General features: G+C 68.6%; 9 protein-coding genes and 1 pseudogene. 7 read left to right on the top strand and 3 right to left on the bottom strand.

What is annotated here, in order from left to right; translation table 11 throughout:
- Positions 1-127: 127 nt before the first annotated feature.
- The gene (gene xylA / locus ACZ6CV_RS24435; protein ID WP_469252849.1) at positions 128-1,294 is read right to left on the bottom strand and encodes a xylose isomerase; all 1,167 of its coding nucleotides are present in this window, start codon (positions 1,292-1,294) and stop codon (positions 128-130) included.
- A 118-nt stretch (positions 1,295-1,412) separates the two neighbouring features.
- On the opposite strand from xylA, the gene xylB reads away from it, so the two are divergent.
- The 6 genes from xylB to exaC all read left to right on the top strand — a co-directional run bounded on the left by xylB (position 1,413) and on the right by exaC (position 9,440).
- Positions 1,413-2,873: a xylulokinase gene (xylB, locus tag ACZ6CV_RS24430; RefSeq protein WP_469252848.1), complete on the top strand. Its 1,461-nt coding sequence runs from the start codon at positions 1,413-1,415 to the stop codon at positions 2,871-2,873.
- A 7-nt stretch (positions 2,874-2,880) separates the two neighbouring features.
- Positions 2,881-4,119, top strand: coding sequence for an ROK family protein (locus ACZ6CV_RS24425; RefSeq protein ID WP_469252847.1), 1,239 nt, complete (start codon positions 2,881-2,883; stop codon positions 4,117-4,119).
- Positions 4,120-4,443: 324 nt separating this feature from the next.
- Positions 4,444-5,478 carry an acetamidase/formamidase family protein gene (locus tag ACZ6CV_RS24420; protein WP_469252846.1) on the top strand — a complete coding sequence of 345 codons (1,035 nt, stop codon included), beginning with the start codon at positions 4,444-4,446 and terminating at the stop codon, positions 5,476-5,478.
- A 162-nt stretch (positions 5,479-5,640) separates the two neighbouring features.
- On the top strand, positions 5,641-6,240 hold the full coding sequence (locus ACZ6CV_RS24415) for an N-acetylmuramoyl-L-alanine amidase (protein WP_469252845.1): 600 nt from the start codon (positions 5,641-5,643) through the stop codon (positions 6,238-6,240).
- 150 nt (positions 6,241-6,390) lie between these two features.
- The gene (locus ACZ6CV_RS24410) at positions 6,391-7,659 is read left to right on the top strand and encodes a GAF domain-containing protein (RefSeq protein ID WP_469252844.1); all 1,269 of its coding nucleotides are present in this window, start codon (positions 6,391-6,393) and stop codon (positions 7,657-7,659) included.
- A 257-nt stretch (positions 7,660-7,916) separates the two neighbouring features.
- Positions 7,917-9,440 carry an acetaldehyde dehydrogenase ExaC gene (gene exaC, locus ACZ6CV_RS24405; RefSeq protein WP_469252843.1) on the top strand — a complete coding sequence of 508 codons (1,524 nt, stop codon included), beginning with the start codon at positions 7,917-7,919 and terminating at the stop codon, positions 9,438-9,440.
- A gap of 613 nt (positions 9,441-10,053) precedes the next feature.
- Here the strand turns inward: exaC and ACZ6CV_RS24400 are convergent.
- Positions 10,054-10,820 (bottom strand): annotated as a pseudogene (locus ACZ6CV_RS24400) (transposase family protein).
- Positions 10,821-11,118: 298 nt separating this feature from the next.
- Positions 11,119-11,463: an ArsR/SmtB family transcription factor gene (locus ACZ6CV_RS24395; protein ID WP_469252842.1), complete on the bottom strand. Its 345-nt coding sequence runs from the start codon at positions 11,461-11,463 to the stop codon at positions 11,119-11,121.
- A 171-nt stretch (positions 11,464-11,634) separates the two neighbouring features.
- Between ACZ6CV_RS24395 and ACZ6CV_RS24390 the strand changes: the two genes are divergently transcribed.
- Complete coding sequence (locus tag ACZ6CV_RS24390; protein WP_469252841.1) at positions 11,635-12,777, top strand: FAD-dependent monooxygenase; 1,143 nt, start codon at positions 11,635-11,637, stop codon at positions 12,775-12,777.
- Positions 12,778-13,556 lie beyond the last annotated feature (779 nt).

The following is a 13,556-nucleotide window of genomic DNA, read 5'->3' as shown; positions in this document are numbered from 1 at the left end:
CCGGCGGCGCCTCCTGCCCCTCGCGGGAGGCGCCGCCCGTGCGTCGGCATCCGCCGCGCTGTTGGCTGCAGCACGTACGTCGAGCAGCTTCAACAGCCGGTGCCCCCAGGAACCGGGTGACAGGCCTTCAGGGGCGGGCCGCCAAGAGATGGTCCATGGCCAACTGGTCGAGGTGCTCGAAGGCCATACCACGTGCCGCGGCCCCCTCGACGTCGAAGGCCTCGAAGGCGCTCCTGTCCGCGAGCAGGCCGGAGAGACCGTCGTCGGCTGTGGGCACCGCCAGTTCGTCCAGACGCGCGGCACGCAACGCCTCACGCACCTCGGGGTCGGCCCGGAAGGCCGCCGCTCGCTCCCGCAGGATCAGGTAGTTGCGCATGCAGCCGGCGGCCGAGGCCCAGACGCCGTCGTGATCCTCTGTGCGCGGCGGCTTGAAGTCGAAGTGCCGGGGACCGTCGTAGCCGCCCCTCTCCAGGAGGTCCACCAACCAGAACGCGCTGCGCAGATCCCCCGCGCCGAACCGCAGATCCTGGTCGTACTTGATGCCGGTCTGGCCGTTGAGGTCGATGTGGAACAGCTTGTCCGCCCACAGCGCCTGGGCTATGGAGTGCGGGAAGTTCAGACCCGCCATCTGTTCGTGGCCCACTTCAGGGTTGACGCCGAACAGTTCGGGCCGCTCCAGGCGCTCGATGAAGGCAAGGGCGTGGCCCACGGTGGGCAGCAGGATGTCGCCGCGCGGCTCGTTCGGCTTCGGCTCGATCGCGAACCGGAGGTCGTAGCCCTGGGTGGTGACGTACTCGCCGAGCAGGTCGAAGGCCTCCTTCATACGGTCGAGGGCGTCGCCCACATCCTTCGCGGCGCCTGATTCTGCCCCTTCCCGGCCACCCCACGCGACATAGGTGCGCGCCCCCAGTTCGGCCGCGAGGTCGATGTTGCGGATCGTCTTGCGCAGTGCGTACCGGCGCACGTCACGGTCGTTGGCCGTGAACCCGCCGTCCTTGAAGACGGGGTGAGTGAAGAGGTTCGTGGTGGCCATCGGCACGACGAGACCTGTCGCGTCCAGCGCCTGCCGGAAACGCTTGAGGTGCCCCTCGCGTTCCGATTCGGAGGCCCCGAACGGGATCAAGTCGTCGTCGTGGAACGTCACTCCGTAGGCGCCCAGTTCGGCGAGGTGCCGCACGGAGTCGGCAGGATCGAGCGCCGCCCGGGTCGCGTCCCCGAACGGGTCCCTCCCCTGCCACCCGACGGTCCACAGGCCGAAGCTGAACTTGTCCTCAGGAGTGGGCTGATAGTTCATGTGCGGCTCCCTCACCTATTTCGTCATGGCCGTTTACAAATTAGTATCCGAGGGCGCCGCTGGGAAGAGGAAGGAACTCCGGGGCATACCCGGAAGGACCCCAGGAACGGAGACCGTCATGTCATCAGCGCCCACAGCCCAGGGCCCGCTCGTCGTGGGTGTGGACAGCTCCACCCAGTCCACCAAGGCCCTGGTCGTCGACGCCGCCACCGGCCGGGTCGTCGCGAGCGGTCAGGCTCCGCACCGGGTCAGCACCGGTGAACACCGCGAGAGCGACCCTCGGGAGTGGTGGGACGCACTGTGCTCCGCACTCCGACAGTGTGGAACCGCCGCACACGAGGCCGCCGCGGTGTCGATCGGTGGTCAGCAGCACGGACTCGTGACGCTGGACAAGGAAGGAGTGCCGGTGCGGCCTGCCCTCCTCTGGAACGACGTGCGGTCGGCACCGCAAGCGCGGAGTCTGGTCGACCGTCTGGGCGGTACCAAGGTGTGGGCCGACAGGGTGGGCAGCGTGCCGGGGCCGTCCTTCACCGTGACGAAATGGGCTTGGCTCACCGAGTACGAACCCGCCGCCGCTCGCGCCACAGCTGCTGTCCGTCTGCCCCACGACTACCTCACGGAACGGCTCTCCGGGCTCGGCACGACTGACCGCGGCGACGTCTCGGGAACGGGTTGGTGGGCGTCAGGGACGGAGCAGTACGACGAGGGCATCCTCGACATGGTGGGCCTCGACCCGGCCCTTCTACCGCGTGTCGCGCGGCCGGGCGAGGTCGTCGGAACAGTGCGGGGCGACGGCGAACTGCCCTTCTCCAAGGGCACGCTGATCGCCCCCGGCACGGGTGACAACGCGGCCGCCGCCCTCGGACTCGGACTGCGCCCCGGCACGCCCGTGCTGAGTCTCGGCACATCGGGCACCGTCTACGCGGTCTCGGAGCACCGTCCGGCGGACCCGAGCGGAACCGTCGCGGGATTTGCCGACGCGCGCGGCGCCTGGCTGCCACTGGCTTGCACCCTCAACTGCACGCTCGCCGTCGACCGTGTGGCCGAACTGCTCCACCTGGAGCGCGAGGCGGTCGAGCCGGGCAACTCGGTCACGCTCCTGCCCTACCTCGACGGCGAACGCACCCCGAACTTGCCCCACTCCTCCGGTCTCCTGCACGGCTTGCGGCACGACACGACACCAGGGCAGTTGCTGCAGGCCGCGTACGACGGAGCGGTGCACTCACTGCTCGGCGCGCTGGACCGGGTCCTCGACCCGGACGCCGACCGGTCGTCACCGCTGCTGCTCATCGGAGGCGGAGCACGCGGCGCTGCCTGGCAGCAGACAGTACGACGGCTCTCCGGGCGCCCCGTGCAGATCCCGGAGGCCCAGGAGCTGGTCGCGCTCGGCGCGGCTGCACAGGCAGCGGGCGTGCTGACCGGCGAGGATCCGAGCGCGGTCGCGCGACGCTGGGACACGGCCCGAGGTCCCGTGCTCGACCCCATGGAACGGGACGAGGCAACGCTGGCCCGGATCTCCGGGGTACTCTCCGACGCGGCGCCGCTCCTGGACCGGGCGCCCCGTGGGAGTGAGGGCTGACCGAGGCATGACCGCACCGCTGCACGACGAGCGCCGGACATCCTCCGGTGCGCGGCTGCCGGACACCCAGCAGGGGATGCGTCGGCGCAACCTCTCCCGGGTGATGCACACCGTGGCCGCACACGGGCCCCTGTCCCGTGCCGCCGTGGCCTCGCACATCGGGCTGACGCGTGCTGCGGTCTCCACGCTGGTGGACGAACTGATCCGCTCGGGGTTGCTGGACGAGCTGGGTCCGGAGCGCCCCGGGCGAGTGGGGCGCCCCGGGTCCGCCCTCGCCGTGAGCGCGCGGGGGCCGGTCGGCATCGGCGCGGAAGTGGGTGTCGACCATCTCGCGGCATGCGCAGTCGATCTGCGCGGAGAAGTTCGCGCCCGTGTCGTGCGCCCCGCCCTCAACCGCGGGCGGTCGCCCCTACCGGTGCTGGAAGAACTCATGCTCCTGGTGGAGCAGGTGAGCGCTGAGGCCCGAGCGGCCGGCATGACTCCCGCGGGGCTCGCGGTGGCGGTCCCGGGGCTTGTGGCCCGCGGCACACGGACAGTCGTTCGCGCACCCAACCTGGGCTGGCACGGCATCGATCTGGGCCAGCTCGTCTCCACCGAGATGCCGCTGACGGTGGACAACGAAGCCAATTTCGGCGCGCTCGCGGAACTGTGGCTCGGCGAAGGGACCCCCGACGACTTCCTCCATGTCTCGGCGGAGATCGGCATCGGTGCCGCGCTCGTGGTCGACGGGCAGGTGCTGCGAGGTACACACGGCTTCGCCGGCGAGCTGGGACATGTGCCCGTACGGCCGGACGGTCCGGCCTGCCCCTGTGGGGGGCATGGCTGTCTGGAGCAGTACGCAGGTGAGGAAGCCGTGTTGCGAGCGGCGGGCCTGGACCCTGGTGCCGAGCGGAGTGAACTGCTCGCCGAGCGTGCTGCCGCAGGCGACGCTGCGGTACACCGAGCGCTGCGCAGAGGCGGGGAGGCCCTGGGCATCGCTCTCACCGGTGCCGTGAACCTGCTGGACCCGCGGGCCGTGGTGCTCGGCGGGGCGCTGTCGCGCCTTGCGCCGTGGCTGTTGCCCGCTCTGCAGCACGAATTGACGGACCGCACGGCAGGCCGGGCTTGCGGAGTTACGGTCTCCGGTCTTGGCTCGGATGGCCCGCTGCTGGGCGCGGCGCACTCGGTGGCGCGAGCGGTGCTCGACGATCCGGTGGGCGTGAGCGCGGGTGCCGGGGCGGGGCCGAGCGCGGGGACAGGTCGATAGTCGGCGGTTGTCGATAACCGTTGGTCGGTCGGTATTGCGGGGCCTGACCCACGCCAGCTGTGGGGGCGGGGCTGGCCACCCCTCCCCCGATCGGGTGGCGGAGATATCCACAACCACGCGGCTATACACAGATCAGAACCACCGCCTTCCGCCTCAACCGGCAAGCGACGTACCGTAATTCACGTGAGGCCAGCCGTCCCCGCCACCGAAGCTGAGACGGCGTCACCGGCGCAAGCGGCCCTCGCACCCCGAGGAACACGTGCAACCACGACGGCCCGATCGGCCGAGCGGATGGCCCACCGGCCAGAGTGGAGCAATACCGAAATGAGCGAACCCCGAGTCCTGACCCTGCGACCCGAACCGGGCGAGTACGCCTGGACCTTCGGCGGCGCCCCGCCCGTGGCCCGCATCGCTCCGGGCACCATTCTCGACCTGTTCACGGAGGATTGCTTCGCCGGGAGGGTGCGCTCGGAGAAGGATCTGGTCTCCGAAGTCCGCGAGTTTCCGTTCCTGAATCCGCAGACGGGTCCCTTCTACGTGGAAGGAGCGGAGCCGGGCGACACCGTCGCCGTGCATTTCGTGTCCATCGAACCTGCCCGCGACTGGGCGGCTTCCACGACTGTCCCTCTGTTCGGCGCCCTCACATCGACCCACTCCACCGCTTCGCTCCAGGCTCCGCTGCCGGAAGCCGTCTGGATCTGGCAGCTGGACCGGGCCCGTCGCACGGCGCGGTTCAGTGCCAGGGACGGGGACTTTCACATCGACCTGCCCATGGACCCCATGCACGGGACGGTCGGCGTCGCGCCCGCGAACCTGGAGGTGCGCTCGGCGCTCGTGCCCGACGCGCACGGCGGCAACATGGACACGCCCGAGATGCGCGCCGGCGTGACCTGCTACCTCGGCGTCAATGTGGAAGGCGCGCTACTGAGTCTCGGCGACGGGCACGCCCGGCAGGGCGAGGGCGAGACGTGCGGGGTCGCCGTGGAGTGCGCCATGAACACCGTGGTGATCGTCGAGCTGCTCAAGGGGGTGACCACACCCTGGCCGCGACTGGAGTCCGACACCCACATCATCTCGACCGGGTCGGCACGGCCGCTCGAGGACGCGTTCCGCATATCCCAGCTCGACCTGGTGCAGTGGCTGGTCCGTGACTACGGCTTCAGCGAGATGGACGCCTATCAGTTCGCAACCCAGACCGTCGAGTCCCCGGTTGCCAACGTCTGCGACACCAACTACACATGCGTGGCCAAGATCCGCAAGGAATGGCTGCCGAAGCGGGAAACTCACCGGGGGCTGCACGCGCAGCTGCGGGAATCGGCCGCCACGCTGCCCCCTGGATCGACCTCGTACACGTCCTAGACCCAGCGCCTTTCGGCGGGGGCGACACCCTACCCACCCCCTGTCCGGCGCTGCTGCTACTGCGATGTGATGGCCCACCCGAACCAGGGCGCCATCGGTGCAGTTGATCCCTCAAGTACAGCGCCAGTCCAGCCGTTCCCCCCACCGAGAGGCAGGCAAGTCATGGACCAGGCAAGACGCTTCCCCTCCCGACGTCGACTGCTGCAGGGCGCGGCCGCCGTCGCCGCGCCCGCGGCTCTCCTGCCCGCCGTCCGCGCGACCGCCCAGACACGTGCGGTCGACTATCCCCTGGCCGAATGGAAGCCGGCGAGCAGCTCCAACTACACAGCCGCCAGTCGCCCCAGCACTTATCCCGTCGACTACGTGGTCATCCACGTCACACAGGAGACGTACGCAGATGCCATCGGCATCTTCCAGAACCCGGCAAAACAGGTCTCGGCCCACTACGTGGTGCGTTCCAAGGACGGCCACATCGCCCAGTGCGTACGGGAGCGCAACGTCGCCTGGCATGCGGGCAATTGGACCTACAACACACGCAGTATCGGCATCGAGCACGAAGGGTGGGTCGACAAACCCGAGTACTTCACCGACGCGATGTACGAGCAGTCCGCAGCGCTGACCGCCGCCATCTGCGCGAAGTACGGCATCCCCAAGGACCGCGAGCACATCATCGGACACAGTGAAGTTCCCGGAGCGGACCACACGGACCCCGGCCCCTACTGGGACTGGACGCGCTATCTACGCCTCGTCAACTTCGCCTGATCACGATGGTGGCTGCGGGACCGCCAGCGTAGGGAAGTCGGTGGCTCGTCGATCTCAGGGCCCACTGGCCCACCTGCGTACCGCATCCTTGTCGGCTCACGGTTCCGGGGCGACGATGGCAGCACCGCATCGCCGTCCCGGGAGGCCATTTTGACCGAGCCGTGGGTGGCCTTGGAGGCGGGCGCTGACCCGGCCGAGCGGACGAGGATGCTTCGTCGGGCGCATGCAAGGTTCACGGAGGCAGGGACGATTTCCTTGCCGGTGCGTTCAGTAGTGGCCGACTCCTGGCGCAGGTCGGCCAGGGCTCGGGTCAGCCCAGAGGCGGATGGCGCGCCGGTGGAGCTGACCGACGGTGACCTCGGCACCTATAGGTCGGAGCATCCGCTGGCGCGGGTAATGCCACTGTTCCGTGAGCTGATAGGTACCTTCGCGGCTGACGGAGAGCACCTCCTCGCCGTGTGTGACGCGCAGGGCAGATTGTTGTGGGTCGAGGGCCATGCGCTGACGCGGCGAAGGGCCGGCAGGATGAACTTCGTGCCAGGAGCGCGGTGGGCGGAGTCCGCCATGGGGACGAACGCACCGGGGACGGCGGTCGCCGTCGACCGACCGGTGCAGGTCTTCACCGCCGAGCACTTTACGCGGCAGGTCCAGCCGTGGACGTGCGCGGCGGCCCCCGTACACGATCCGCGCACGGGGCGGCTGGTCGGCGCGGTGGACATCACGGGTGGGGACGGTCTGGCACATCCGCACAGCCTGGCGTTCGTGCAGGCTGTCGCACGTTCCGCGGAGTCGCAACTTGCCCTGCTGGCACCACCGGTGGCTGCCGACGAGGCCGTGGAGCTGGTTGCCCTCGGCCGGGATGAGGCGCTGTTGATCGCCGGTGGGCGCAAGGTTCGGCTCAGCCGGAGACACAGCGAAATCATCGTGCTGTTGGCCCGTCACCCTGAGGGGCTGACCGGGGACGAGTTGTTGTGCGCGCTGTACGAGGACGAGTCTGTGTCGCAGGTGACGTTGCGGGCCGAGATGGCCCGGCTGCGGCGGATCCTCGGGGCCGAGTTGTTGCGCTCACGGCCGTATCGACTGGCGGCGCCCGTCGAGTGTGACGTCGATGTCGTCGAGCGCCGCCTAGGAGCGGGAGCGGTGACGGCGGCTGCTGCTGCGTACGCGGGGCCGCTGCTTCCACATTCGCAGGCCCCGGCCTTGGTGCGGATGCGCCGACGACTGGCCGATCAGGTGCGGGCGGCACTCGTCGACCGGAATGACCCGGACCTGCTTGCTGACTGGGTGCGCACACCGTGGGGGGACGACGATCTCACGGTGTGGCGGGCGCTGGCCGCGCTGCGTCCGACCGCGCCGGTACTGGCCCGCCTGAGGGAGCTCGACGCCGAACTTGCCTCGCCGGGACACGGGTTCGCGTAGCCGACGGGCGGATGGTGGCGGCGTGTGAGCGAAATACACCGGCACCGGGACGGCGCACAGCACGCACGTGATGCGCCGCGCGTGGCGCGCCGCCTATCGGAAAGGGCTCTGCCGCACCCGCCACCCAACACCCCGCACCCCGCACCCCGCACCCCGCACCCCGCGGATGCTTGCAACGTCGATGCAACCTCCGTGCTCCTAGCCTCCGGGCGAGAGCTGTCCGACGGCGGGCAGCCTTTTCCGGGAGGCCAGCCACCATGACCCGTTACGCAGCGCCCGGCGCCGAGGGCGCGATCGTCGGCTACCAGTCGCGTTACGACCACTTCATCGGCGGCGAGTACGTGGCGCCCGCTCGCGGCCAGTACTTCGAGAACCCGAGCCCGGTCAACGGCCGTCCCTTCACCGAGATAGCCCGGGGCACCGCAGAAGACGTAGAGCGCGCCCTCGACGCGGCGCATGCGGCGGCGCCCGGCTGGGGGCGCACCTCCGTCACCGAACGCGCGGACGTACTGCGGAAGATCGCCGACCGGATGGAGGCCAACCTCGAACAGCTCGCGGTCGCCGAAAGCTGGGAGAACGGCAAACCGATCCGCGAGACCCTGGCAGCCGACATTCCGCTTGCCATCGATCACTTCCGCTACTTCGCGGGGGTCATCCGCGCGCAGGAAGGTTCGCTGAGCGAGGTCGACGAGGACACCATCGCGTACCACTTCCATGAACCGCTCGGCGTCGTCGCGCAGATCATTCCGTGGAACTTCCCGATCCTCATGGCGACGTGGAAGCTGGCGCCGGCGCTGGCCGCTGGGAACGCCGTCGTCCTCAAGCCGGCCGAACAGACGCCGTCCTCCATCCACTACTGGATGAGCCTGGTCGCCGACCTGCTGCCGGCGGGGGTCGTCAACATCGTCAACGGGTTCGGTGTCGAGGCGGGCAAGCCACTGGCCTCCAGTCCGCGCGTCGCCAAGGTCGCGTTCACCGGGGAGACGACGACGGGGCGGTTGATCATGCAGTACGCCTCGGAGAACATCAAGCCGGTGACGTTGGAGCTGGGCGGCAAGTCGCCGAACATCTTCTTCGACGACGTGTGGGCCGCGAACGACGACTTCCGGGACAAGGCACTCGAGGGTTTCACCATGTTCGCCCTCAATCAGGGAGAGGTGTGCACCTGTCCGTCGCGGGCGTTGGTGCAGCGCGGACACTACGGCGAGTTCCTGGAGGCGGCGATCGCGCGCACCGAACAGATCAAGGCCGGGCATCCGCTCGACACCGACACCATGATCGGCGCACAGGCCTCCAACGACCAGTTGGAGAAGATCCTCTCCTACCTGGACATCGGCCAGCAGGAAGGCGCAAAGATCCTGACGGGAGGTCAGCGCGTGGATTACGACGGCGAGCTGGCCGGTGGTTACTACGTCCAACCCACGATCTTCGAGGGCGACAACCGCATGCGGGTGTTCCAGGAGGAGATCTTCGGTCCGGTCGTCTCGGTCGCGTCCTTCAACGACTTCGACGACGCCATCAAGATAGCCAACGACACGCTCTACGGTCTGGGAGCCGGGGTGTGGACGCGTGACATCAACACGGCGTACAGGGCGGGCCGTTCGATCCAGGCGGGCCGCGTGTGGACGAACTGCTACCACGCGTATCCGGCCCATGCGGCGTTCGGGGGCTACAAGCAGTCCGGTATCGGCCGCGAGACGCACAAGATGATGCTGGAGCATTATCAGCAGACGAAGAACCTTCTGGTGTCGTATTCGCCGAAGAAACTGGGATTCTTCTAGGCAGCAGAAAAGGGCGCCTGACCAGGCGTTTCACCTGTCAGGCGCCCTCCCTGGGCGCACCTTAGGCCGTGAGGGGGATCGCGAGGTAACTCCCGATATCTCCCACTACTATCTCGCCATTGACCAGCTGTTCCGGGGCATTTCCGGGCCAAGGCCCGGCTCATGTGCTCTTTACGTTGCGGTCCTGCCCCTCCCACCTGCGCATCGAGTCCTCGAACAGACTGCTGGCGTGATTCCGCGCCGCGGCCAGAAACTCGCCGTAGCAGCGAAAGAGAACCCTGGATGCTCTGCCCAGCGCGGCGCACACACTCCGCGGGGTCGACACCGGAGGCAAGCCAGAACGAGGTCCCTGCGTGGCGTAAGATCGTAGGGGCCTATCGCCAACTCAAGGACAAGTTCATCGAGAGTCAATGCCGCCTCACGCGCACGCCCCCATGTGACGTTGTACGCGGAGGTATCGACGTAGTTCCCCGCGCCATTGCGGAACAGACGCCCATCGGGTGCAACGCCGAAACTCTCTATGTGCTCACGCAGCATGCGCACCACCACAGGCGGGATGGGCACGGGCCTGGTCGTCTTCGCCGCCCGTCGCTTCAGTGAGTTTTTTCCAACGTCAGTTTGAGCATGTCAGGTGCAGCGTGAGGACGGCGTGGACGAGGCTGGTGATGCGGCTGGTAGAGCATCGCAGTTTGCGCATGAGCCGCCAGGTTTTGAGGGGGGCCATGGCCTGTTCGACGCGTGCACGGCTCTTCGCGTGTGAGCAGTTGACGGTCCGCTGACCAGGGGAGAGAGTCTCCCAGCGCCCTCAGTAGGGAACTCGCACGGTGCCGTCGGCGCCCCGGTAGCCCTTGTCGGCCCAGCATTCCACCCCGGGCCCCCGCCAGGGCACCGATGATGCCGTGAGTTCGCGCGGCCTTGATGTCGTGGACAGATCCGGGCAGCGCGGGCGAGGCCACAGCAACCGTCCCGCCGGTTCCGCAATCGCCTGCACGTTCATGCCGTGCTTCTTGTGTTTCCCGGATTAGACGGGTCGGTCGGCGGCGATCCGGTCGATCGGAAGCAACGTACCGTCCAGGATCAGGAACGGCTTGCCGGAGGCTGTCCTCACCGCCTCGGCGAGGGTTGGAGCCAGAGCGGCCAGGATGTCGACGGCCTCGGTGATGTACCGCTAGGCGGTGGTAGCGCCCACGCCGAATCCGGCTGCGAGCTGGGCGTAGGTGTATGGCCGCGTCGTAGACGAGCCAGCACGAGCAGCGCCTGCCGTCCGGCGGCCAGTCGGCGCCATCGTGTCACTTGCGCAAGACGACGTGCGGTCAGCTCACGGGTGAGGAAGCGCAGAGCGGAGGTGGACAGATCGACCCCGGCTGGGTGGACGAGCATGCGGAAAGCTCCTGGCAGGATGGCTTGGACTCGACACGCACCCGGCTACCAGGAGCTTCTCTACGCCCGGACCCCGCCCTCACCCCAGTGGCCCCGCTCCGCACGCAGGTTGAGGAAACCCCAGTGGGTGGTGGCGTGAGGGAGCGCGCGCGGAAGTGTTCGGCGCCGATCACGAGCGCGGGGCGGTGATCGAAGCGACACCGATCCCCTTCGTGCCCGCCTCGTGCCCGGCTACCTGCGAGCCGGGCACGAGCCGGACTCGGTCGAACTTGCGGCTCAGGGCCGGATCGGACCCCCCTCAGTTGTGCTCAGCGGGAGCGGTATCGGCCGGGGGCCCTGCTCCCAGGAGCGCGAGGAGCCCGGGGAATCGCTTCTCGATGTCCGCGCGTCGTAGTCGGACGCCCTTTCGGTTGCCGTAGTCGATCTCGTCAATGAGACCTGCCTCGCGCAGGACCCGGAAGTGGTGGGTCTGGGTCTGCTTCGAGATCGGAAGGTCGAACGAGTTGCAGCCCCGCTCGCTGTCGCTGCGGTCGGTGGCCAACTCCGTCATCACCGAACGACGGTGCTCGTCGGCGAGGGCACGGAACACCGCACCCAGATCGAGTGCATCGGCCTCCGGGCCGTCCAGGTTCCTCCCGGCCATGCGGCACCTCCTTCAGGTACGAGTTGCATCGTACCTGAAGGGCATGCTTCCCTAAGGTACGAAATTTTTCGTACCTGGATCCGGTTGCACCGCCCCGTGCCGCCGCGTCCCCCAGACCCGACCCGGCACTCGCCGCGGACCTGGTCATCGACACTCCGAGAGGTCATCGTCATGAAGAAGCCCGAGGTGCTGATAGTCGGTGCCGGAATCGCAGGGCCCGCACTCGCGTACTGGCTCTCCCGGAACGGCTACCGGCCGACGGTCGTCGAACACGCCCGGCAGCTGCGCTCCGGTGGCAGCGCGATCGTCGTGAAGGGGCCCGCGATCCCGGTCGCCGACCGCATGGGCATCCTCCCGCAGCTCCGCGAACTCGCCACCCGCAATCGGTCGCTGACCCTGCTCGACCCCGACGGCAGACGAATCCTGCAACTCCCGCTCACCTCGGACAAGGCGCCGACGGTCGAGGTGACCCGAGCCGACCTGTCCGAGGTGCTCCACCGGTCAGCGCAGACCGAGGCCGAGTTCTTGTTCGACGACACGGTCACCGCTCTCCACCAGGATGAAGGCGGGGTGGACGTCACCTTCCGGCGGTCCGCGCCACGGCGCTTCGACCTGGTCGTCGGAGCCGACGGGATGCACTCCACCATACGGCGCCTCGTATTCGGCCCCGAGCGACAGTTCTCGAGCGACCTGGGCCTGTACGGCGCGACCGTCCCGCTGGAACCCGACGCCATCGAGGACCCGACCGAGATGACGATGCTGACCGTGCCGAACCGGATGCTGGTCCTCCACCCCTCGCGCACCACCCCGCTCGCTATCTTCACCTTCCGGACCGCACAGCCGGCGCCCCACGACCGCAAGAACATCGCCCTTCACAAGCAGACCGTGGCCGACGCATACGCCGACGTGCGGTGGCGGGCACCGGAACTCGTGGCAGCCTTCCTCGACCACCCGGCTCCGTTCTTCGACCCCTTGACCACCGTCAGGGTGCCCTCGTGGTCCCGCGGACGGGTCGTACTGCTCGGAGACGCGGCGGCGGCGACGGCCCTGCTGGGTGACGGGTCCAGCATGGCGATGGCGGGCGCGTACACCCTCGCAGAAGAGCTCGCCGCCCACCCTGGTGATCACGCCCGCGCGTTCGCCGCCTACGAGTCGCGGCTCCGTCGTGAGGTAGGTCCGCGGCAGCGACGCGTCGGTCTGCTCTCCAGGCTCATGGTGCCCCGCACCCGGCCGGGCCTCGCGGCGCGCAACGCGGTGGGCCGCGCGGTCGGTCGCACGAACCCGATCGCCTCTCGCGAAGCCACGAACCGGTAGACCGGGCCCGCACCGTCCGCTCACCGGTCGGGGCGCAGCTCCGCGGCAGCTCTCAGCCCGGTCGGCGCCGCCATGTCCGACGAGCCCGGCTCGAGTGGCAGGTCATCGCCGATGCGGCAGGTCCACTGCTGTGGGCCTCACCCACCGTTCCCGGTGCTTGCCACGACAGGGGGCTGCCGGCGACTACGCCCCCGCGACGCGGAGGTGAAGTGCTGGGCGGACAAGGCGTATCAAGGCGGCGACAGCATCACCCCGGGGCCCTTCCGCAACCTGCATCTCAAGCTGCGGCGACGTCGGCGAAACAGCACCCACGCCAGGATCAGCTGCCTCGGCGAGCAAGCCATGGCCGCCCTGAAGGGCTGGTGCCTCCCCCGGGAACTCCGCTGCAGCACCAACCGAGTCAGCGCCACCGTGAAGACCATCCCCGCCCCTCGTCACGCCTCACCCTGAGGTTGGAAAAGGCTCAGTTTCAGGTCCGTCGGACCGCTCACACTTCGGGCGCCGAGAGATAGCCCTCGTGGTGGAGGTGGATTATCCATGCGGATGACGCACGTCGTCGCTATTCGGACCACGATCGAGTCATGTCGGTCATGCGTTTCCTGGACGGGACAGTGCGTCCCGTCCCACGTCGAGCAGTCTTCCTCCACTGGAGGAGATGGGCCGGACAAGCCGCTGCGGCAGGGGGGCTTGTTCGCGGTACCCAGTTTCGTCTGGGCGACGGGCAATACTTTCGGCGCGCAGTCGACGGTATCGCCATTGTTGGTGAAACTCGCTCGCGA

This window comes from Streptomyces sp. NPDC041713, assembly GCF_055591085.1.
The sequence above is the reverse complement of the archived record's forward strand: the minus strand, read 5'-3'. Positions and strand labels throughout refer to the sequence as shown.